Genomic DNA, 21213 nt, shown 5'->3' on the forward strand with positions numbered 1-21213 from the left:
TCAACGGTCGGGCGGCCTCCAGATCGGGACATCTTCCTGCTTCGGTTCTTCCCAGTCGCCCTGCATGGCGTTGCTCAACGCCTGTTCCAGCTTCATGAAAAGCTCACCATAACGGGGGCTGAAGCGGATGCCTTCCTCAATTTCTTTCCAGGCGTCGAACAGCTCGTCGTCGTGAGCTTTCTCGTTGTCCAGGAAGGCCCAGGTCATCTGCCGGGCACGCATCGGATGCACGCCCATGGCGGTCAATGCATGGCCGCCAAGCTCAAGCGCTGAGTGATAGGTTTCACTGACAACATCATCGGCCCCTGCTTCCATCAAACGATATCCGTGGCCACGGTCAAAGGCGCGGGCCAGCACCCAAACACCCGGAAAAAACTGTTTCACATGCTCCACCATCTGCACGGATCGGTCACGGTCATCAATGGCCACTACAAGTAAGCGGGCCTGCCCAATGCCCGCTGTCTCCAGCAAATCCGGCCGGCTGGCATCCCCGAAAAAACTCTTGATGTTGATCTGCCTGAGATTCTCGATTTGCTCTATTTCATGGTCCAGGGCCACGATCGGAACATTATTGGCCCGCAACAGCCGGCAGACAATCTGGCCAAAACGACCGACACCCGCGACAATAACCGGCGCCTGCTCGTCGATGGCATCTGCCTCGCGGTCAACGTTCTTTGAGCGCCGGTAGCGGGGCAGCACAACCCGATCGTACACAATGAACAGCAGCGGCGTAAGAAACATGGAAAGCGCCACCACCAGCGAGAGAATCTGCGAGGTTTCCACGGGAATCACGTTGTTCTGTACGCTGTAGGTCAGCAGAACGAAGCCGAATTCACCGGCCTGTGCCAGTGACAGCGTAAACAACCAGCCATTGCTGCCGTGCACCCTGAAAAGCAGCGCCAGACCGAGCAGGATCGTCGCCTTGACCGCAATGACCGCGACCGCAAGGGACACCACGGTGCCCCATTGCCCGGACAACACGTCAAAATTGATTCCAGCGCCAACCGTAATGAAAAACAGGCCCAGCAGCAGCCCCTTGAACGGCTCGATATTCGCTTCCAACTCGTGCCGGAATTCACTGTTGGCCAGCACCACACCGGCCAGGAAGGCACCCAACGCCGGAGACAGGTTTACCAGGCTCATGAGAGCAGCAATCCCGATTACCAGCATCAGAGCAGTGGCCGTGAACACTTCGCGCAAACCTGATTGCACCACGTAGCGAAACAGGGGCCGGCTCAGGTAGTGGCCGCCCACAATTACCGCTCCGATGGCCGCCACCAAAACCAGCCCATGAGCCCAACCCGGCAGACTGTTCACCAGATTGAGATGACCGCTGTGGTCAGCGGAGGTGCCCGAAGCGTCCATCAGTTCCGGCAGAGCCAGCAAGGGAATCAGTGCAAGCATCGGAATTACAGCGATGTCCTGAAACAGCAGGACCGAGAAGGCACTGCGCCCACCCTCGGTTTTGCCCAACCCTTTTTCGTTGAGAGTCTGCAAGACAATAGCGGTGGATGACAGGGCAAAGATCAGACCGACCGCAAGGGCCGTCTGCCACTGAAGCCCGAGCCACGCGGCCACGGCCATACCGGCGGCTGCTGTGAGTAACACCTGAAGTCCTCCCAGCCCGACCAGGCGGATCCTCATGGCCCAGAGCGCCTTGGGATCAAGCTCCATACCAACCAGAAACAGCATCATCACCACGCCAAACTCGGCAAAGTGCTGGATAGTATTGGCTTCCTGGCCAACCAGCCCGGTCACCGGGCCAATCACCACACCCGCCACCAGGTAGCCGAGTACAGAGCCCAGGCCAAAACGTTTTGCCAGGGGCACAGCAATCACCGCGGCAGCCAGATAAATAAAGGCCTGAACAAAATAAACTGTCATCAATTGTGTCCTTGATCCGGAATCCGTCAGTCTGGCTGCATATCCTACAGGCAAGCGCTCCAGGCCGCTGTGTTCAGCGTAGACTCTGGAAGGCGTCTTTCACATGGGACGCGAGGGCATCATTCAGTGGATTTGAACCCCGGCGTACCAGCGCCAGCTGATAAAAGCCGATCGCCGGCAGACTGTCACCGGCCACCTCTTTCAGGGGCGGGTGTATCAGGCTTTGCGGAAACGGGGCCACGGCGAGATCCGCCAACATTGCAGCCTCCTGCCCTGAACAGTGCTCGCAGGTGTAGGCAATTCTGTAGGGTATACCGGCTCTGTCCAGCGCCCGAAGCGTCATCCGGCGCCAGGCACACCCCTCGTGAGCCATGGCAATTGGCAGGGGCGAACGCTGGAAGGCTGATGACCCTTCCCGCCCGGCCCACACCAGCGGCTCTTCATGAACCAGCTCACCGCGGGTAATGCCACCCTCGTCTGCCACGGTCACCAGGGTCATGTCCAGCTCACCCGCGTCCAGGCGAGCCAGGTTTTGCTTGCTCGAGCCAACCACCACATCAACCAGCACCGCAGGATAGGATCTTGCGAATTCCGCCAGCACCTCAGGCAGAATCCGTGTTCCCACGTCGTCCGAGGTTCCAATACCGACTTTTCCCTCAAGGGTGGGCGATAGGAAGTGCTGGACAGCTTCCTCGTTCAAGCGCAGCAACCGCCGGCTGTAATCGAGCAGAACCTCACCCTCGGCAGTCAGGGTGACGTGTCGCGGCTCTCGAATGAACAGCGTTTTGCCCAGGTTCTTCTCCAGCTGCTTGATCTGCATACTCAGAGCCGACGGCGTTCGGTGCACCACCTTTGCCGCACTGGTGAAGGTGCCACTCTCAGCGATGGCTACAAAACTCCTCAGGACATCGTTATCAAGCAACGGAATCTTCACGAATACACCTCTCGGTTCGGTTTTCTGGCCCGGGTCTGACTTAAGCATAATTGAACGAGATCTTAAATTCTTTTCGTTTGATTGAAGGCTTAGAGGAGACCAGAATAATCACCGAAGGCACCCGTATGCGAGTTATACAACCTCCAAGCGAGCTGGTGCAGCCATTTACCAACTGTCGGGGCCATAGATATGCAGAAGAGCACAGAGCACGAAGCCAGCGCCGCAATGCAGCCAATCACGTCATGGTTTGAAGGGTATGCCAGGCGTCAGAAATTCCGCCGTATGGCGCAGTCACTGCTGCAGGAAAAAGATGACACGCTGTCGGATCTCGGCTACGACCGCCACGATCTGGAAGGCGCCCTGCACCTTCCCATCAGGAGTGACGCGGTGCAATACATTGAGGCGCGTCGCTCCAAGCGCGCCATGGAAGCACGAAGGACAAAAAGTCCCCGACTTGCCGGCTAAGTGCCGGCAAGGGCAGAGAATGGCACCAAATCGTAATCGCCTGCCAGCACATCGGCCAGATGGCGGATGTGCTCAGGTGTAATTTCACAGCAGCCGCCAACAACGCTCGCACCATCTCCCAGCCACTGCTTTACCTGTAATCCATAGGCCGCCGGGGAAATGTCCGGCCTCGCTTCCAGTTCATCCACCAGAGATCCACCGGCCATTGGCTCAACGGTTTTGAACGCGTTGGCGTAACCGCCTGTACAGGGAAACAGCCCGGCCAGCTCAGGCATTGCCTGCGAAATCACCTCAGGATCGCAGCAATTGAGCATAACGGCCGTTGGCCCGAACGGCTTAACGGCTTCGACCGCCTCGGCAAGTGTTTCTCCAGACCGGAGCTTGCCATCGGTTTCCAGCCGGAACGCCACCCCGAAGGGCTTGCCGGATTCACCGGCAGCGACACAGGCGGCCTTCGCCTCAAGGCCGTTGGTCATGGTTTCGATCAGAAAGACATCTGCGCCGCCCTGCAGTTTAACGAGAATATCGAACTCCGACTTCAGATCATCGAACGTCCGGGCGGGCTGGCCCCGATAGCTGCCAACCAGGGGTGGCAGGCAGCCGGCGATATCAACCGTGGCCCCCGTTTTTGCGATGGCTCGTTCCAATACCTCGAACGCCCGCTGGTGTATCGCCCCGATCTCATCGCCCAGACCTTCTCTGGCGAGTCGTGTGGGCGTTGCCGCATAGGTGTTCAGTGTCAGGGTACGGGCGCCCGCCCTGATAAAGTCAGCATGGACATCGGTAACAACGTCCGGCTGCTCCCTCATTACCGCCACTGACCAGAGCAGTGACGTAACATTCATGGCCCTGCGGTAGATTTCCTGGCCCAGGCCGCCATCGAGAAGTGCAACAGATTTCATAAAGTACTCATCAGGGTGTAACGATATTGAACCGGCCCTGAGGCTTGTCCAGCATACTGAAAAAGCCTATCAGGTCGAGCCGGCTTCCCTCAAAGCTGATCTCGTCGCTGAACAGAAGTTCCTTCAGCCCCGCACGGCCGATCAACAGATCCACAAACAAAGACCGCGTCAGATTCAATGTGGCGTCAGCGGGAGTGTCCTCATTAACCAGTCGGTTGTGAAGCACGGAATGTTTCAGAGTCAGCAGATAACTTTCCTTGAGATCCGTGAAGGTAATCTTGATGACGGCGCTCTCCCCTTCTGCGTCTTCGGCCTTCAGCCGCACCGCCATGCTGTCGAAGAACAGGGATACCGGCGTGTTCAGCAGCACTTCTCTCATCATCGCCGGTTTGATGCCCTCTTCCGGCGAACCATGGCGCAGCTCGTATGCCCCCGTCAGGTAGAAGTCCCGCCAGGGGGCGGATTCCGCCTGATAGCCAAGCTGGTCATAGACGTTGGCCAGAAGCTGTTTTGCATCGTCATTCCCCGGCTCGGCAAAGACCACCTGATTGAGCAATTCCGCCAGCCACCGGTAGGTGTCGCGCCCTTCGCTAGCCCCCATGGCAGAGGCCGCCTCGAAATCCTCGCGGGCTCTTTCCAGAACCTTTTCAGCGCCCCCCATCATCTGGACATAACGCTGGGCCGAATCACTTTCCGGGAGTGGGTCTAGCTGAGCCGGGTTCGCTGTAAACCACCCCAGGTAGTGCTGATACACCGCTTTGGTGTTGTGAGACACGGTGCCGTAGTACCCCTGGTTATGGAACGCCCGATTCAGCTCCGGCGGTAGCTTGAGCTGATCGGCGATCTCCCGGGGCGTCGCACCCTGGTTCATCAAACGCACCGTCTGATCGTGAATGAACTTGTAGGTATCCCGCTGAACAGCCAGGAAGTCCTGGATATTCTCTTGCCCCCACAGGGGCCAGTGGTGGCTGCCGAAGTAGATATCGGCGTCGGCAAACAGAGTCTTTGCTTCGTCGATAAAGCTGCTCCATAGACGGGCATCCCGAACCTTGGCGCCCCTCAGGGTGTAGATGTTGTGCATATTGCGGCTGACCAGCTCGGCACCGCAAAAGGCCTTTTGTTCGGGGAGGTAGAAGGTGAACTCTGCAGGCGCTTCGGAACCGGAGACAATCTGGAAAATCATCGGAACGCCGTCCACCTCCAGCTCCGTACCGGTTTCGCTGATCAGATCCGTCGCCGGGGCAAAGCCAAAGGTGCCAAAAGCCGGGCCTTTGCCCAGACCGGTGCCTACATGGCCGCGTTCGTCCCGATCCAGACGCTTGCCATACATGAACATGGCCCGGCGTGTCATGGCAGGGCCGGCGATGATGTTCTCGCTGGTTGCCTCCTCCTCAAAGCCCTCTGGCGCGATAATCCGCAGGTTGGTTTTTTCCTCGTCCGAAAGGTGCTGGAGAATGCCCTGCACGCCGCCAAAGTGATCAATGTGGCTGTGGGTAAAGAGAATCGCCCGCACCGGCTTTTCGCCCAGATGTTCTCGAGCAAACAGGAAGGCTTTGCTGGCGGTCTCCCGGGCGGTCAGAGGATCCACCAGGATCCACCCGGTTTCGCCTTCGATGATCGACATGTTCGCCAGGTCGTAACCCCGGATCTGGTAGAGCCCGTCGGTGACCTTGAACAACCCGTGAATGTTGTTGAGGGCAGCCTGGCGCCAGAGGCTTGGATTGACCGAGGCCGGGGCGCTTTCTCCATCCTCGTCGATAAATCCGTAGGCCGGCATGTTCCAGACTTCACCGCCTTCCAGATGATCAATGACCAGTTCAGGGTCCTGGGCAATCAGTCCGCGTCGCGCGTTCTCGAAATCGTCACGGTTATCGAAGGGTCGCTGGTCCAACACATCCCGATTGGCCTGCTCGGTCGTGGCGGTCGGCGCAGTGTGTCCGGCGCTGTTGGCTGCGGAAGAATCAGGACCGGAATCGCAACCCGTCATGACCAGGGTAATGCCCAGCAAAGGAGCGAAAAGAAGCTTTCGGGGTAGTGGCATATGGGGAAACCTTGTCGGTCTATTGTTATTGGTTACTCCAAGTTTACTTCAGGGTGGGCCCGGATCTGTGCAAATTAGCCAAAATACTCCTGAATCCACTCGAACAGTTTGGTGGTTGTCATGTCGTTGAGCGCCATCTGCTGAAAGTCGTTCCCCACTTCGTCTTCAATGGTCACGAACTGGTACAGAAGAGTGCCCGGCTGTTCATCGTGAAGGATCAGCGTAATCCTTCGGCGGGTACGCAGGCAGTCAATGGTCATCACATCCGCCGGTATGCCGGCATCACGCATACCACGGCGCACCTCTACCACCGGATTGATGTGCTGATGGGTTGCCTGGATGCGGGCATGGGCATCGCTGGCAAGGTCGGACAGGGTTTTCAGGGGATCTTCAGACATCGGAAACCTTTTGATGAGACAAACACTCAGTTCTTCCTGATCTCAGAGTAGCACTCAGCCAGGTAGTCTATGAAGGCTCTCACCGCCGGGCACTATCAAAATCAGCCCCCGGCAGGCAGGGTCCCATGCCACACCGGCAACCCCAGATCCTCCGGATCGTCATTCGGACCGCCAGTCCGGCTTTTGAAGGCTCCCTCATCAATTGGGATCCGGAACAGCGCCGTTGCCTTTCTTTCCTTGTTGTTCGGCGCCCTTACCTGCTCCCACCGCCCGGGCTCGATCTGGTTGATGATGGCACGGAACGCGGCATCAAAGGCGGCATGGTCCGTGACCGGCACAGCATGGCCATACAACACCAATGACTCGTAGTTGGCACTGTGGTTGAACGCCGATTTTGTCATCACCCATTCATTTGTCACGGCGAAGGAAATGCAGAGCAATACGCCCGATTCCAGACGCCGGGACAATCGTCCACCATTAAGCGTGTGCACATAGAGGTCGTCGCCCAGTCGCCAGGCCGTGATCGGAATGATGCGAGGCTCGCCATCTTCCACAAATCCGAGATGCGCCGTTTTGAGCCGATCAATCAGCCGGTAGGCTGTTTCCCTGTCATAGCTGGCTCGCTTTACCGCCCTCTGCACCCTGCTGCGTGGACAGGAAGTCAGCGGGGAGGCGTTGGGCCCGGCCAAATCAGTCGTTGTCATCAGAAGCTCCTTTCCGGTCTTGCACTTCACAAAATGTACTTCTATTGAAAGGCACTTCTGATACCATTTAAAGATCCAGATTGTGACTTTTGATAGGACCAGTTGATGTGATTGATGATATTCGCCTGGACAGCGCGCATCCGCTGCAGCATCAGCTGTATCAACGGTTGTCCGAACGGATACTCGACCAGCGCTACCCACCCGGGCGCCAGCTTCCGCCCAGCCGCCAGATGGCGAAGGATCTTGGCATCAGCCGCAATACGGTGAACGCCGTTTATGAGCAGCTCAAGGCAGAGGGCTTTCTTCAAAGCCGAGCGGGCAAGGGTATCTTTGTCCATGAAGACATCAAATCAGCGATAAACCCCGCAGGACCGGGCCTGAAGAAACCCGGTGGCGTTTCCATGAACTTTCCACCGCTGCCGGCACTTCCAGCGGGAACACCGAAGCCTGTTGAAGACGCCAATTTGCCATTCCAGCCGGGCTTGCCAGACCTGGATGCGTTTCCCATCCGCAGCTGGAACCGGATCATGCACCATCAGGAAAGCCGCCGGTCTCTCCGGGGCTATGACAGCATCCAGGGGTATCAGCCCCTGAGACACGCCATCGCCGCCTACCTGAGAACCTCCCGCGGTGTTCGCTGCGAAGAACACCAAGTCATAATCACCAATGGCGCGCAGCAAGCGCTCTCGCTTATTGCCGACGTTTTCCTGCAACGGGGCGACAGTATCCTGTGTGAAAATCCGGGATACCGGGGCGCCCGGAACGCGCTGGGCCGGCTGGGCAATCCCGCGATTCCAATCCCCCTCAGGAACCACGTCCTGGATGTGGAAGCGTTGCAGGGCCTTGAACCTGCCAGGGCCAGGCTCCTGTTCTGCACGCCCACTCACCAATACCCCATGGGCGGCATCCTCGACCTTTCCCAGCGAATGGCTCTGGTGCAATGGGCCCAGCAAAACGGATGCTGGATCATCGAGGACGACTACGACAGCGAGTTCCACTTCTACAACAAACCCTTCGCCGCCATCCAGGGCCTGTTCGAGAATGCACCCGTGCTCTACATGGGCAGTTTCAGCAAAACTCTGCTGCCGGCATTACGGGTGGGCTATCTGGTGGTCCCGGAGGCGGTGGTCGAGCCCTTGCTCTGGGCTAAGCAGATTAGCGGTGGAGAGACCCCTCTTCTTGTCCAGGCAACCATCGCCGAATTCATTGAGAGTGGTCAGTTCACACGCCATCTGCGGCGAATGCGTCAGCTGTACCGGGACAAATGGCAACTCTTCCAGAGCGAGGTTACGAAAAAGCTCGGCGGACTTGCTCAACCGGTGGCGGAAAGCGCGGGGATGCACCTGGTACTTGAAGGAGATTTTGACGACCTGGCGCTCAGCCAATGGTTGAAAGCCAGGGGATTTGGCAGTACACCGCTGAGCGCGCACTTTCTGGGAGATTCCTCCAGAACCGGCCTCGTAATGGGATTTGCGAGCGCCAACGAGCGCCAAATCAGCGAATGCGTTGCCGATCTCCAGGACAGGCTAGCAAACCAAGCTCTGTCGAATTAGCTTTCAGATTCCCCAAAATACTCGGAAAGCTCAGCGACCAGAAAATCAAAAACCGTCCGAACCCGAAGGTTCATCCTGAGTTCCCGATGTGATACCAGCCAGACATCGCTGCCAAAAACCCTATCCTCGAAGACTCTCTCTACTTCAGGCTCTGCATCACCCAACTCAACGGGCATCATGCCAATACCGATACCCGTCCGAGCCATTTGCCAATGCACCAGATGGCTGTCCGTCCTGGCAACGAATTGCTCTTCCCGCAGCTTGAGGCCACGCTGCGCCAGGGCTCCCACGTATCTCTCATTGTTTGAAAGAAAGCCTATAAATGGAGCCTTACAAAGATCGTCGGTCAACGGCGATGGCAGATCAGCCAGGATTTCGGGTCTGGCGTAGAGAGTCGCGGAGAATTCCCCCACCTTGCGGGCAATCAGATCGGGTTCTGTGGGTCGAAAGTTCCGGATGGCAATGTCCGCAGCACGGCGGCGAAGATCGCTGGCCTCATTGGAGGCAACAAGGTTGATACGTACTCCGGGATACTGGTACCGGAGCCTTTGAAGAATAGGAGGCAGAATGTAAGCGGCGGTGATTTCAGATGCCGAAATTGCAATCTCGCCCTCAATGGACTTCGCCTGACCCGTTGCCGCAAGTGAGAGGCTGCTTGCGGCCTCTCCCATCGCTCGGACATAGGCAAGCAGTTCGAGGCCATTCCGAGTCAATTCCAGCCCACGACCTCCCCGCTCAAACAGCGCCGTAGAAAGTTCCTCTTCCAACGCCGCAACCTGCCTTCCGAGGGTCGGCTGCGAAACCCCCAGAGCCTTTGCTGCAGCAGAGAGGGATCCTTCCTCGGCTGTCACCAGGAACGCACGGGCTCGGTTCCAATCGAAGTTAACGGTTCGCCAATTCATTCAAATATGCATATCTGCAATAAATTTCTGTCGATACTACCAACAGAAGTGAAGAGATAGAATCTGTTCCCGGAATTAAATCAACCGCCCTGAGAGACGAACTCATGAATTCATCCATCCGTTTCTGGAACCGCAGCGCTGCTCGATACGCCCGCCGTCCGATCGCGGACCAGAACGCCTATCTGAGAAAGATCGCCCTGACCCAGAAATATCTCAATCCGGAAATGGATGTTCTGGAGTTCGGCTGTGGTACGGGATCAACGGCCCTCATTCACGCGCCCAGAGTACGCAGCTACCTGGCAACCGATGCCTCCTCCCGAATGATAGACATCGCCCGAGAGCGAAAGGCAGGAAAAGACGCCGACAACCTTCGCTTTGTGGTTGCCACACTTGAGGATATGCAACATCGGCAGCAAGCGTTCGACGCGATCCTGGGGTTGAACATCCTGCACCTCCTCCGACACCCCGAAGTTGCGATACAACGGGTTTTCAGTATGTTGAAACCTGGCGGAGTGTTCATCAGCAACACCGCCTGCCTTCAAGATACTTGCCCCTATTTGAAACCAGTCGCTTCCCTGGCCCGAAGTCTGCGACTCGCGCCCTATGTAAATTTCTTGTCCCGTTGTCAGCTGGAGACGCATCTGGAGTGCGCCGGATTCCAGATTGATTATCGGTGGGTGCCCGAAACCTCAAAAGACGTTTACTTCCTGATCGCCAGAAAACCAGAATCATCATGAGAAGAGCAATGTCGATCGATTGAAACAGCTGTTGGAAAACCCGCACTGGGATGGCAAGCTGCCCTGAATCCAAGGCTCGCTGAATGGCGGCCTCAATCTGAAGGAGAATTCAATGGGAAGTTCAAAGCTGGTCGGTATCGTTTTGCTCGTGGTTGGCGTCGGCCTGCTGTATTTCGGCTACCAATCAACCCAGTCACTGGGGAACCAGTTGTCCGAAACGGTCACGGGGCGTTTTACAGACCAGACCATGTGGTATCTGATCGGCGGGGCGGCCGCGGCTGCAGCCGGCGCTTTTCTGACATTTTTCAAGAAATAATCCTGCCTGTTTTTCACCGCTCGGGCCTGACCACAAACCAGCTGGCCAGGACGAGCGCTCCGAAAACCGTGTAGGCCAGAATAAACACCCAGTCCGGCGCACTGTAATACAGAATGGACTGCAGCCAGTGCTGGATAAACGATCCCTCATAGCCCGCCTCCCCGGCCTTTGCCCGAAGCGCCATTTCCCAGGTCGTAAGCGGGCATAGCACACCGAGCCAGGATTGCAGAACCACTACACCAATCACAATCAGGTGGCTGAGACGGAACCAGAAATTGCGAACCCAGCGCCACTGGCAGAAATAGCCGGCAAAGGTTGCCACCAGCCCAAGGATGACAAAAACTACCAGCATCGTGTGCAGGATCAGGAGCGTATCAGCAAAGATCAGTAACCAGCGGCTATCCATCGCTACTCGACGTCCACTAGGCCATTACGTATCTGGCGCGACCCTGTTTTTTCGCGCGGTACGATGCCTCATCGGCCCTTCGAATCATTTCATCGATGGAATCAAACTCGGTGGCCAGGCCCTGACAGATTCCAATGGAACAGCTAAGTTCCTTGCTATCGGGGCTATCCTCATTTGGAACCGCGCGGTCCTGCCATTGTTTCAGAACCTCTGCAGCAAGAAGTTCAAACCGGTCGGCATCTTCGCCCTCAATCACGGCCATGAATTCCTCGCCGCCGTATCGCCCGAGGATATCGGTCTGTCTTTTGAATACCTGCCTCATGATGTCAGCCTGCTGTCGAATAGCCTGATCACCCTGCTGGTGGCCGTAGTGGTCGTTGAACTGCTTGAAATGATCAAGATCCATCATGAACACAGCAAGTCGCTTATTGGAGCGCCGCTGCAGAGCAAACAACCGCTCGGATTCACTCATAAGAGCCCGGCGATTGAATAGATCGGTTAGTCCATCGACAGTGCTCAGGCCAACCAACTGCTCGTTGGCTTCCTCAAGCTGCCCCAGCAATCGATCGACCCTGTGCCTACCAATCGCACCGACAAACAATGAGCCAACCACGAACCCCGCGTTCATCCAGGTTCGATCACCATAGACGGGATCCAGGAACATCAAACCGACGAAGCCGACCGAACTGATCAGCATCGCGGTTAACGCGTAATAGAACTTCATTCCGAAGACAAAAAAACCGAAGAAGGCGTACAGCAAGGTACCCTCGTAAGGAAAGCTAAACGCTGCCTGCTCCCAGGCCACGTGGATGAGGTAGTAATTGGCGTAGGTGATGCTGATAACGGTCGCCAGAAAGGCCGTTTGTGCGAAACGGAAAAATTGCGGCGCGAAGGTGAAAGCAAGCAAGCCAGCAAGAATTGGAAGTTGAATGAGGGCTCTGCTGGTGATGTAAGAGCCCGCCAGTTCAGGCGGAATCAACTGAAGGTCACCAATCATGAACAAAGAGATCAGAATGCCACCCACCACGATGGAGAGTCGCAGCATGAGCATGTCGCGGGGGGATACCGTATTCGCTTCAACCGAGGGAGTCGGCATAAAAATGGAGCTCACAACGCACTTTATTCCCTGTACCTGCCGAGTCTAAACAAATTCTCGCCCTGACCACCAGCAAATAAACGAATCAAACGAGGTACGACCTGTACAATTTTCCCACACACCTCACTCAAAAATCAGGATTTCCACCATTCGACGGGCCGGGTTTTCGGATTCGTCGGATCCTCCCGAAAGGGCCTCCCCTGTGCCATCAATCGTAATAAGAAGATCACCAGTTTGCCCCGACTCCGCCAGCAGAGTATCGAGATAGTGCTTAACCGCCGCTGCACGGCGTAGCGAAAGCAGGTAATTGTAGGTTTCATCCCCTACGGCGTCTGCCTGCCCCCTGAGCGAGATGAGAGCACCTTCCTTGACGCCTTCCATGAGACGATTAATCCGGTCTTTGGCCTGCTCACTGAGCGTACTGTCATTGAGGGCAAACAAAACCGTTTCCCGGATCAGCATTCTGCGACCACAGTCGTCACCGCGGCAGATGGCAGCCTCGAAGCGGTCGAGGCGTTCAGACAGACTTTTTATTGCGTCTGCATTTTGCTTCTGCAACGCCTCCAGGTTAGCCAGCCTGGCATTCAACGCGCCCATATCCGGGCCTTGAACCGACCGGTCGATCACGTCGGCACTATCCGGTTCGCTATAGATATAACTGCCAGTATCAGACTCAATCGCGATAATGCGCGCGCTCAGGTTGGTCCAGAGTATGTAAAAAACGATCGCCACCAGTATGAATCCGATCGCGGTTAGAGCACTTCTCATGGCGGCTACCCCGTTATACCGGCAGGAAAAAACAAGTCAGAAACCGTGCGGCCCCTGATCGCTGACGCTGCACGTTGGAATGCATGACAGCCAGATCTTTGTTGAGCGCACGGATCTGGACCCCGCTGCGGTAAACGTTCCGGAAACTCAAATTGGCGTGCATCCCGAATCGGGTGGTGGTCTGCCATGCGAGCAGCTGGTCCGGACTGTTGCTGGGACTCTCCTCGCCATCTGTGCCGTCACTGCCGCGGGCAGAAAGCAACAGGGTGCCATCGCCCACGGCATCAGAGGGTACAAAAGCAACCACATAAAACATCCGCCCGAATATTAAAGAGGCCAGCTGCCAGCTATACCGGGTGCGAAGACCGATACGCTCACTCATCCCCACGAACTGCCTCCAGGAAAAGATCACAGCATCACCTGGCTTGAGGGTCCAGACCACAATCCGTTCATCGGCGGGTAACCGACGATATGGTGCGGCCCCGCCAACGCGGGCGCCTGTCCATACCCGGTTCATGTGCCAGGCCCCGCGCAAGAAGCGGGAGAAGAAGGCCTTTTGGGCCTGCGGAGTCACCTCATCAGGCGGCGCATTGGCGAAATCATAGCGTTTGCTAACGTATATCAGCTCTCCCATATCTGGCGTGAGATCGAGACGGTCTGACACCTCTCGCACCCCGCCGGACTGTCCGGGCTCTGACTGTGGCTCAAACTGAATCACACGCTCGCCATCAACCTTCGCTCCAAAAAATACCCGCGCAAAAATGTACATCAGACTCTTGATGACAACGAGGATCAACACGAACCATGAAACCCAGGAATAGATATCAACAACAGCGTAGATCACGCTCAACTGCGTCTTTATGGCCGTTTCCATATCATGGAAAGTCGCACTCAAATCCTCGCGGGCAACATCAACAAGGTTGCCGGCACCGCTTGTGGCAAGCTCCGCATAGCCCTGCGTTGCGCGATCAAGGCTCTGGCGCTGCGACTCGCGCTTTTCAGCATAGGCCTCGTTCAGCGGTTCCTTGACCGACGTTTCTGCGCATGACGCCGTCTGGAAAACCCAGGGCAGGAAACCACTACAACCCGGTGGTGCCATTTCTGGCTCTACATCAGGCAAGGTCTTGGGCACCTCTTGCTCATAGAACGACATCATTGCGGCAGCCACGGCTTTCGGGGACGATTTTGCCCTCGCGTCGAGGTCATCAAGCATTCTGAAAGCGGCCTCTTCCTGATCATCGAAATAGGCGCTGATCGCACGATCGATGTTCTGCCTCCGGTTTGCTTTCGGGTCGGAGTCCGCCATGAATTCCAGACTGTAAAGTTGGTTATCGACCCATCGATCAACCTGCCAGGAGGCTGCCAGGCCAAGCGCCAGCAACGTCAGGAACGGCAGGTAGAAGACCAGTGTTTTGCGGCAAGTCTGCAATAGAAAAGGTCCCGACTGCCTGCGAAGCAACGGGAAATTCTCCCGTACCAACAAGCGCGCAATGCGCAGCGCGAAGCAAAGCATCAAGAACTGAACAATCAACCAGAGCCTGTAGCCCAGGGCGCCTTCTGAATAAAACACTGCGGCGAACAGCGAAACACCCAGAAGCGACAGGTAAACCGTAGATCCCATAGGAAAGACCCAGAGCAGAGCCACCAACACTGCCAGACACAGCAGTTTGTAAGTCATGGAAATCTGCCAGGCTCTGTAAGCATCACTTGCCCAGAGATAGGTGCTGATTCGTGCATCAAGGTCCCGCAGCTGTGTTAGAGCCTGCTCAGTATCCGATCGTGCTGTTTGGATCGATGTCAGCTCCACTCTCAATGCCCGGCGAGTGGTTTCCAGGGCATTACGGTGACGGATAACCTTGTTTCGCCCTTGCCTGAGCTTCTCCCCCAACACCTTGTTCGCCAGTCCAAGGCTGAAACGCGAGACTATGGCCAGATCACGCAGCGACTTATCAATCATACTCAGGTGCGAGTTAGCCTGAGCGATCTTCAGCCTCAATGCCGTTATCTGAACAGCAATCTTGGCAGCCCGCTGGCTGACGTTCGTGTCCCAGGCACCACTCCGTTCTGAAAGCTGGTCCAACTCGCTCAGTAGTTCGGCGCGCTCGAAACGGAACAGCCCCGTGTCCGTATGATCTATGTCACCAATCCTGCTTCGGAGTGAGTCCAGGTCCGGTAGCTCAGCACTTTCTCTGGCGAGCTTTTCATTTTCGTAGAGCCTCTCCTGGGCATCCCAGGCGCTTGGAAACGGTTCAGTCAGCTTCTCAGGAGGGAAAAAGACCAGCGCCAACCAGGGCAAAAGCAGTGGCATCAGGACAAAGCGTCGCAGAACAACGCACGCCGCGATTCCAACAACGAAAACGACAAGGCAGAGCTCTGGGGGAAGGAACATCAGGCTTTCAACCTCAAGCCCAAAGCGCTCGTCAAACATGGAAAAAGGAGAAATGTGGCCAGTAACCACAGCCGGAGCGATGCCAAGTGCGATGGCAACCCACAGGGTGTAGCTGGCAACGCGCCTGGTCATTGAGTGAATTCCTTCTCGCCAAAGGAGTAATTGGAAGTGTAGTCCAGTTTGCTGCCGTCGCCCGACGCACCAAAGGAGTAACTCCGGCTCCAGATCGCACCGTATTGAAGCAGAGAGGTTCCTGCCAACGGCTCTTCAACAGTGCCTTTGTGCACTATACACAATATCTGGCGGACTGCGCCGCAAGATTCGACCCGATAAGCCTCCATGGCACAAACGTTGCCAACTCCCTTGGTGTTACCCAAGACACGGAGAGATCGTCATGACCACTGAACCTACACCCAAAGAACAGGATTATCCCTTAAGCCCGGTTCCCATGGATCAGCGCAAAAGCGTCTGGTCCATGGGGTTGGTGCTCCTTGGCTTTACTTTCTTTACCGCCACCATGTGGGCTGGTGGCAGCGTTGGTGTTGCCTTCGACTTTTCCACAATGCTGATGGTTCTGGCGGTCGGCAATCTGCTGCTGGGGCTGTACGCAGCAGGGCTGGGTTATATCGCCGCGAAGACTGGCCTGAACACAGCCCTGATGAGCCGGTTCACCTTTGGCGAGCTGGGCAGCAAGCTGTCCGACTTTATTCTGGGTTTCACCCAGATTGGCTGGTACGCCTGGGGCACGGCCACTATGGCAATTCTGCTGGTCAAACTCACCGGGATGCCGGAAGGGATGACAACACCGCTGATGGTGCTGTTCGGGTTCGCCTTCTGTGTTACTGCGTTTATCGGTTACCAAGGACTGGAGTGGCTATCGAGGGTTGCCGTCCCCGCCATGATTATTCTGGTCGCCGTCAGTATGTCCATCGCCACATCCGATGCCGGCGGCCTGTCCGGGCTGCTGGCTATTACCCCGACCAATGAGATGAGCGTTGCAGCTGCAATCACGCTGGTCTTCGGCACCTTTGTCAGTGGCGGCACCCAGGCCACCAACTGGACCCGCTTCGCGAAATCCGGCAAAACCGCTGTGATCGCCACATTGCTTGCGTTCTTCCTTGGCAACGGTCTGATGACCTTGATCGGCGCCTTTGGTGCCCTCGTTTACCAGCAAGCCGACATCGTCGACATCATGGTCGCCCAGGGCCTCGCCACACTCGGTATCCTGATGCTGTTCCTGAATCTCTGGACCACCCAGGACAACACGGTTTACAACTTTGCGGTCGCGGGCTGCAACCTGATCCGTACCCGCCGCCGAAAATCGGTGACCATTGCTGGTGCCGCGATCGGGACAGTTCTGGCGGTACTGGGCATGTACGAATGGCTGATCCCGTTCCTTGTTCTGCTTGGCACCTTTATCCCGCCGATCGGTGGAGTCATCATGGCAAGCTACTTTGTCGGCTATAAACGCCAGTATCCGGACCTGACCACGGTTACGCTGCCAGCCTTCAACTTCCCTGGGCTCGCGGCCTACGCCATCGGCTCCGCAGCCGCCTATACTTCTCCCTGGATTGCGCCCATTGTGGGTGTTCTCGTCGCGGCCCTGAGCTACAGCATTATTCTGGTTGTCAGCGAAGCGGTCCGTGAGCGTAAAGCCCAGGTGATGGGAGCGATCTGAGTGACCCTGCGATGCCGGAACGTGCCACACCTCCCCGGCCTGGATGCCATTCGGCTCCGGGGCGGGGAGTCCGCCGGGGATAACCCGGTACGCTGGCCCTATGTAGCGGAAAACCGTTCGTTCAAGAGCTGGGTCAAAGGTGGCGAACTGGTTTTTGTTACCGGCATCAGCCGACATCGCAGCCCCCAGAATCTGGCGGAATGCCTGTATGAGGGCAAGGAATGCAATGTCTCCGGACTCGTTGTCCTGACCGGAGATGCTTACATCGGTCAACTGCCCAACACGTTATGCCGGCTGGCCGACGAGCTTGCGATACCTCTGTTCGAACAGCCCTATTCTCTGCCCATGGTGGAAGTCACGGAAGCCATCGGCAGGGCCATTGTCTGGTCCGAACACACATCGATTGAGCAGATGGATCAAGCCATCCTGGCCGATTATGCAGACTTGCTCGATGCCTGGATTACCTGCCGGGGCAACCAGAGCGCGATGGCAGAAGCATTGGGCTGTCACAGGAACACAGTACGCAACAGAATGAACCAGCTCAGTGAATCAATGCCTGGCCAGGGCACCCCGACAGAACAATTCAGAACACTGTTACTGGCACACCTGCTACTGAGACCATAGATGCGGGTTAGCCACTGACCGGAGATAAAATGACTAAACCATTGAACGCAATAGCGAACGCACGTCTACAGGGCCGGGATGGGCTATTCCGGCTTGAGATCAGCAACGGACGATTTTCAGGTATCACCGCCCAAGCCGAAAATACCACCGTCAATGAAGGCGAACTGGATGCCGGAGAAAATCTGGTCACAGCCCCTTTCGTGGAGCCACACATCCATCTCGACGCTGCCATGACCGCCGGGGAGCCGCGCTGGAACAAGAGCGGCACCCTGTTTGAAGGCATTGAATGCTGGTCCGAGCGCAAGACAACCCTGAGCCACGACGATGTGATCAGCCGCGCCAGTCAGACGCTGAAGCTCTTTGCCGCCCATGGCATCCAGTACGTGCGTACCCACGTGGATGTGACCGATCCGAACCTGACTGCCCTCAAGGCCATGCTTGAGGTTCGCGAACAGACCGCAGCCTTCATTGACCTGCAGATCGTCGCGTTTCCCCAGGAGGGCATCTGGTCTTTCAAAAACGGGCGTGAGCTCATGGAGGAAGCCGTGCGTCTCGGTGCTGATGTGGTGGGTGGCATTCCCCACTTCGAGTTTACCCGGGATTACGGTGCAGAGTCGGTTCGCTGGCTGATGGAGCTTGCCCATAAAAACGACCGACTGGTGGATGTTCACTGCGACGAAATTGATGATCCGGAATCCCGGTTCCTCGAAGTTCTGGCCGCCGAGGCCCTGAGACTCGACTACGGTTCCAGGGTATCCGCCAGCCATACCTGTGCAATGGGCTCCTATAACGATGCCTACTGCAGCCGCCTGTTTCGATTGCTGAAAAAGTCAGGCCTGCGCTTTCTTTCCATGCCCACTGAAAGCCTGCATTTGCAGGGCCGATTCGATAGCTATCCCAAACGCCGAGGCATCACCCGGGTCCCCGAGCTGCTTGATGCCGGACTGAAAGTCGCCTTTGGCCAGGACTCCATTCGCGACCCCTGGTATCCAATGGGCAATGGCAACATGCTCCGGACCCTTGATGTCGGCCTGCACGCCTGCCATATGCTGGGCATGAGCTGGATCGACCGTTCACTGGAGCTGATCACCGAGAATGGCGCGGCTGCGCTTGACCTTAATGAGTATGGCCTTGACGAAGGGATGCCAGCACGATGCGTGGTTCTTCAGGGGGCCACGCCCTATGAAGTACTACTCGGGCAGCGACCGGTGCTGGCGTCTGTAAGGGACGGGCAGGTGCTGGTCCGGCGGGAGGCCTCCCATCCGGAAACCGGCCTGATGCTTTAAGAGCAGTGTGCGGCTCAGAATAAAAGCGTGAGGCCACCGGTCACCACAGCGAACAGCACGGATAAACCAATCACGGTCCGCCAGGGGAAAGGCGGAGGCGGTGGTTCAATCGCCAACTCCTTTTCCAGGTAGTTACGAAGCAGACGGGTGTTGCGGGTGTTGGCTTTATAAACCGCGTCGAAGGCATCGCCTACCACTGGCAACAGCCCGCCGAGAAAGTCGATGCCCATATTCCGCAACATGCGCATCTTCACCGCCTTGGTGGCGCCTGCTCGCTGCGCTTCCACCAGTACGTATCCGGCCAGGACCAGGCCCACGGCGTCCCCGACCACGGGCAGCAGGCCAATTACGGCCTCCGCGCCAATCCGTACATTGGTGAAAGGAATAGCGATGTTGCTATCGGTAAAGCGGCTGAACTTATCCAGCCGTGCCAGAATGGCCCGTTGCCGGGCTTCGGATGGTTTCTGCATTCTATCTCCAACGAAGGCGCTCACTCAGGCTTTGCGCTGATTTCTTCGAATGCCTGAACCAGGGTGTCGGGTTCTTGGGCGCCGGAGATCAGGTATTTACCGTTCACGATGAAGGCCGGCACCGCAGAAACACCGGCCTGTTGATAGGTTGCTTCATCCTCGCGTACCACGTTGGCGAATTCATCGGAATCCAGAATCTGCTTTGCCCTCCCGCGGTCCAGCCCCAGGCTCTCGACACAGGCCAGCAACACGTCCTGGTCTGAAACGTCTTCCGCCTTTCCAAAGTAAGCCTCGAAGAGCGCCTGCTTCATCTCCGTCTGCTTGCCCCGCTCAGCCGCCCACTTCACCAGCCGATGGGCGTCGAAGGTATTGCAGGTGAAGCGCTCCTGCATTTTCTCAAAGTTGAGGCCCAGATCTTTCGCAATCGTCATCATCTGATCCTGGGTCGCGCGCATTTCCTGCTCACTTCGACCGTACTTGCGGGCCAGGGCCGGCAGGATGGGCTCGCCCGTGCCAGAGTGGTCCGGGTTCAGCTCAAACGCGTGCCATTGCAGGCCGAATTCATACTCCGACGCCAACTGTTTCATAGCCTGTTCCAGGCGGGCATAACCAATCGCGCACCATGGGCAGGCGATGTCGGAAACAATGTCGATGTTGATCGTTTTCATGGGGTATCCCGTTAATTGCGTTTAGACACGATACTGCCAGCCTAACACGGAGACAGATCAGCCATCTCCCGCCAGATGTTCCCGGATCAGCTCTGCCATCTGCCGGGCCGGTTCAGTCGGACGGCCCGACGGCCGATGCAGGGCCATCTCGATGGATTGCAGGGCCGGCATACCGCTTCGTTCGTCCAGAACCCGCAGCTGGGGTGTGAGCATATCGCGGGTTACGGGCACCACCGCCAATCCGGCCACGACAACGGGCATCAATCCTGTCATCGACTGGCTTGAGTAAGCCAGGCGCCATTGCCGACCCGCAGAAAACAGCGCCTGTTCTGCCACCTCTCTGAACACATCAGCGCCCGGTGAGTAAAGCGCGAGAGGAATGGGATCTGTCAGGGACGGCTGTTTCTCGGCGCCAACCGCCCACACCAATGGCTCCCGGCGAATCACTTCGCCCCCGGGAGAGCGGGTCTGACGGGTCACAACCGCCAGGTCCAGCTCACCAGCCTGCACCTGCTCCAGCAGCCTGACGCTTGATCCGCAGATAACCTGCAGCTGAACCGACTGGAACAGCTGGCTGAAATGGGAGAGAACGGAGGTCAGCAAAAACGCATAGTCTTCCGGGATACCCAGGCTCAGTTGCCCCGATACCTGCCGCTGCCTGAGCGAATCCAGTGCCTCGTTGTTAAGGGCCAGCATCTTCCGGGCGTAACCGATCAGTTGCTCGCCCTCAGCGGTAAACCGAATACGCCGGCCCTCTCGCTCGTGAAGAGACACTTCCAACAGGGCTTCCAGGCGATGCAACTGCATGCTGACAGTTGACTGGGTATAGGCAAGCCGGTCAGCCGCCGCGGTTACCGTTCCGGTGTCGGCAATGGCCACCAGTGTTTGCAGCACGTTCAGATCCAGAATACGGGGACGCAATTCATCAACTCCTGTGATGCTTTTAATCACTAAACGTTGTTTTTGTGATATCTCAAGCAAGTATATCCTCC

21 protein-coding genes are annotated in these 21213 nt (G+C 56.9%); 7 read left to right on the forward strand and 14 right to left on the reverse strand.

Annotated elements, in window-relative coordinates; translation table 11 throughout:
* Together AC5JQH_RS04900 and AC5JQH_RS04905 are read right to left on the reverse strand one after the other, a co-directional pair.
* Nucleotides 1-1884 carry a monovalent cation:proton antiporter-2 (CPA2) family protein gene (locus AC5JQH_RS04900; protein WP_493805341.1) on the reverse strand — a complete coding sequence of 628 codons (1884 nt, stop codon included), beginning with the start codon at nucleotides 1882-1884 and terminating at the stop codon, nucleotides 1-3.
* Nucleotides 1885-1957: 73 nt separating this feature from the next.
* Nucleotides 1958-2866 (reverse strand): LysR substrate-binding domain-containing protein, encoded by a 909-nt coding sequence (locus tag AC5JQH_RS04905; RefSeq protein WP_273068959.1) that lies wholly within the window; start codon nucleotides 2864-2866, stop codon nucleotides 1958-1960.
* A 141-nt stretch (nucleotides 2867-3007) separates the two neighbouring features.
* Here AC5JQH_RS04905 and AC5JQH_RS04910 point away from each other — a divergent pair, with 141 nt between their 5' ends.
* Nucleotides 3008-3283, forward strand: a complete 276-nt coding sequence (locus AC5JQH_RS04910) for a hypothetical protein (RefSeq protein WP_273068961.1) — start codon at nucleotides 3008-3010, stop codon at nucleotides 3281-3283.
* Here the strand turns inward: AC5JQH_RS04910 and AC5JQH_RS04915 are convergent.
* From AC5JQH_RS04915 to AC5JQH_RS04930, 4 genes are all read right to left on the reverse strand, one after another.
* Nucleotides 3280-4185 carry a homocysteine S-methyltransferase family protein gene (locus tag AC5JQH_RS04915; protein WP_491713903.1) on the reverse strand — a complete coding sequence of 302 codons (906 nt, stop codon included), beginning with the start codon at nucleotides 4183-4185 and terminating at the stop codon, nucleotides 3280-3282. The two genes, AC5JQH_RS04910 and AC5JQH_RS04915, sit on opposite strands and share 4 nt — an antisense overlap.
* A 10-nt stretch (nucleotides 4186-4195) precedes the next feature.
* Nucleotides 4196-6226: an alkyl/aryl-sulfatase gene (locus AC5JQH_RS04920; protein WP_482901685.1), complete on the reverse strand. Its 2031-nt coding sequence runs from the start codon at nucleotides 6224-6226 to the stop codon at nucleotides 4196-4198.
* Between the two features lie 74 nt (nucleotides 6227-6300).
* A complete protein-coding gene (locus tag AC5JQH_RS04925; RefSeq protein WP_062781459.1) occupies nucleotides 6301-6624 on the reverse strand; it encodes a hypothetical protein in 324 nt (107 codons plus the stop codon).
* Nucleotides 6625-6725: 101 nt separating this feature from the next.
* A complete protein-coding gene (locus tag AC5JQH_RS04930) occupies nucleotides 6726-7328 on the reverse strand; it encodes a pyridoxamine 5'-phosphate oxidase family protein (protein ID WP_273156130.1) in 603 nt (200 codons plus the stop codon).
* Between the two features lie 107 nt (nucleotides 7329-7435).
* Between AC5JQH_RS04930 and pdxR the strand changes: the two genes are divergently transcribed.
* Nucleotides 7436-8881, forward strand: coding sequence for a MocR-like pyridoxine biosynthesis transcription factor PdxR (pdxR, locus tag AC5JQH_RS04935; protein ID WP_491713902.1), 1446 nt, complete (start codon nucleotides 7436-7438; stop codon nucleotides 8879-8881).
* On the opposite strand, the gene AC5JQH_RS04940 is transcribed toward pdxR, so the two are convergent.
* The gene (locus tag AC5JQH_RS04940; RefSeq protein WP_493805342.1) at nucleotides 8878-9783 is read right to left on the reverse strand and encodes a LysR family transcriptional regulator; all 906 of its coding nucleotides are present in this window, start codon (nucleotides 9781-9783) and stop codon (nucleotides 8878-8880) included. The genes pdxR and AC5JQH_RS04940 overlap by 4 nt on opposite strands.
* Before the next feature lie 104 nt (nucleotides 9784-9887).
* On the opposite strand from AC5JQH_RS04940, the gene AC5JQH_RS04945 reads away from it, so the two are divergent.
* Together AC5JQH_RS04945 and AC5JQH_RS04950 are read left to right on the forward strand one after the other, a co-directional pair.
* Nucleotides 9888-10520 carry a class I SAM-dependent methyltransferase gene (locus AC5JQH_RS04945; protein ID WP_014578026.1) on the forward strand — a complete coding sequence of 211 codons (633 nt, stop codon included), beginning with the start codon at nucleotides 9888-9890 and terminating at the stop codon, nucleotides 10518-10520.
* Nucleotides 10521-10632: 112 nt separating this feature from the next.
* Complete coding sequence (locus tag AC5JQH_RS04950; RefSeq protein ID WP_014578027.1) at nucleotides 10633-10836, forward strand: DUF3185 family protein; 204 nt, start codon at nucleotides 10633-10635, stop codon at nucleotides 10834-10836.
* A gap of 13 nt (nucleotides 10837-10849) precedes the next feature.
* Here the strand turns inward: AC5JQH_RS04950 and AC5JQH_RS04955 are convergent, their stop codons facing one another.
* The 4 genes from AC5JQH_RS04955 to AC5JQH_RS04970 all read right to left on the reverse strand — a co-directional run bounded on the left by AC5JQH_RS04955 (nucleotide 10850) and on the right by AC5JQH_RS04970 (nucleotide 15627).
* On the reverse strand, nucleotides 10850-11242 hold the full coding sequence (locus AC5JQH_RS04955) for a DUF2784 domain-containing protein (protein WP_062781449.1): 393 nt from the start codon (nucleotides 11240-11242) through the stop codon (nucleotides 10850-10852).
* A 16-nt stretch (nucleotides 11243-11258) separates the two neighbouring features.
* Nucleotides 11259-12353, reverse strand: coding sequence for a GGDEF domain-containing protein (locus AC5JQH_RS04960; protein WP_493805343.1), 1095 nt, complete (start codon nucleotides 12351-12353; stop codon nucleotides 11259-11261).
* 108 nt (nucleotides 12354-12461) lie between these two features.
* Nucleotides 12462-13106 carry an OmpA family protein gene (locus AC5JQH_RS04965; protein WP_273156150.1) on the reverse strand — a complete coding sequence of 215 codons (645 nt, stop codon included), beginning with the start codon at nucleotides 13104-13106 and terminating at the stop codon, nucleotides 12462-12464.
* A gap of 13 nt (nucleotides 13107-13119) precedes the next feature.
* Nucleotides 13120-15627: a hypothetical protein gene (locus tag AC5JQH_RS04970; protein WP_286810988.1), complete on the reverse strand. Its 2508-nt coding sequence runs from the start codon at nucleotides 15625-15627 to the stop codon at nucleotides 13120-13122.
* A 262-nt stretch (nucleotides 15628-15889) separates the two neighbouring features.
* On the opposite strand from AC5JQH_RS04970, the gene codB reads away from it, so the two are divergent.
* From codB to codA, 3 genes are read left to right on the forward strand one after another with little or no spacing between them, the layout of a single operon-like run.
* A complete protein-coding gene (codB, locus tag AC5JQH_RS04975) occupies nucleotides 15890-17173 on the forward strand; it encodes a cytosine permease (RefSeq protein ID WP_219120550.1) in 1284 nt (427 codons plus the stop codon).
* On the forward strand, nucleotides 17174-17797 hold the full coding sequence (locus tag AC5JQH_RS04980) for a PucR family transcriptional regulator (RefSeq protein ID WP_273156155.1): 624 nt from the start codon (nucleotides 17174-17176) through the stop codon (nucleotides 17795-17797). It abuts the gene before it with no gap.
* A gap of 29 nt (nucleotides 17798-17826) precedes the next feature.
* Entirely contained in the window at nucleotides 17827-19083 is a 1257-nt protein-coding gene (gene codA / locus AC5JQH_RS04985) for a cytosine deaminase (protein ID WP_286810989.1), read from the forward strand.
* Between the two features lie 14 nt (nucleotides 19084-19097).
* Here codA and AC5JQH_RS04990 read toward each other — a convergent pair whose 3' ends face one another.
* Genes AC5JQH_RS04990 through AC5JQH_RS05000 form a run of 3 tightly spaced genes read right to left on the reverse strand, consistent with a single transcriptional unit; the run spans nucleotide 19098 to nucleotide 21142 of the window.
* Nucleotides 19098-19553, reverse strand: coding sequence for a DUF4112 domain-containing protein (locus AC5JQH_RS04990; RefSeq protein ID WP_108017704.1), 456 nt, complete (start codon nucleotides 19551-19553; stop codon nucleotides 19098-19100).
* Nucleotides 19554-19573: 20 nt separating this feature from the next.
* Entirely contained in the window at nucleotides 19574-20221 is a 648-nt protein-coding gene (locus AC5JQH_RS04995) for a DsbA family oxidoreductase (RefSeq protein WP_092033346.1), read from the reverse strand.
* 57 nt (nucleotides 20222-20278) lie between these two features.
* A complete protein-coding gene (locus tag AC5JQH_RS05000) occupies nucleotides 20279-21142 on the reverse strand; it encodes a LysR substrate-binding domain-containing protein (RefSeq protein ID WP_008172413.1) in 864 nt (287 codons plus the stop codon).
* Nucleotides 21143-21213 lie beyond the last annotated feature (71 nt).

This window comes from Marinobacter sp. H13 (assembly GCF_059072335.1).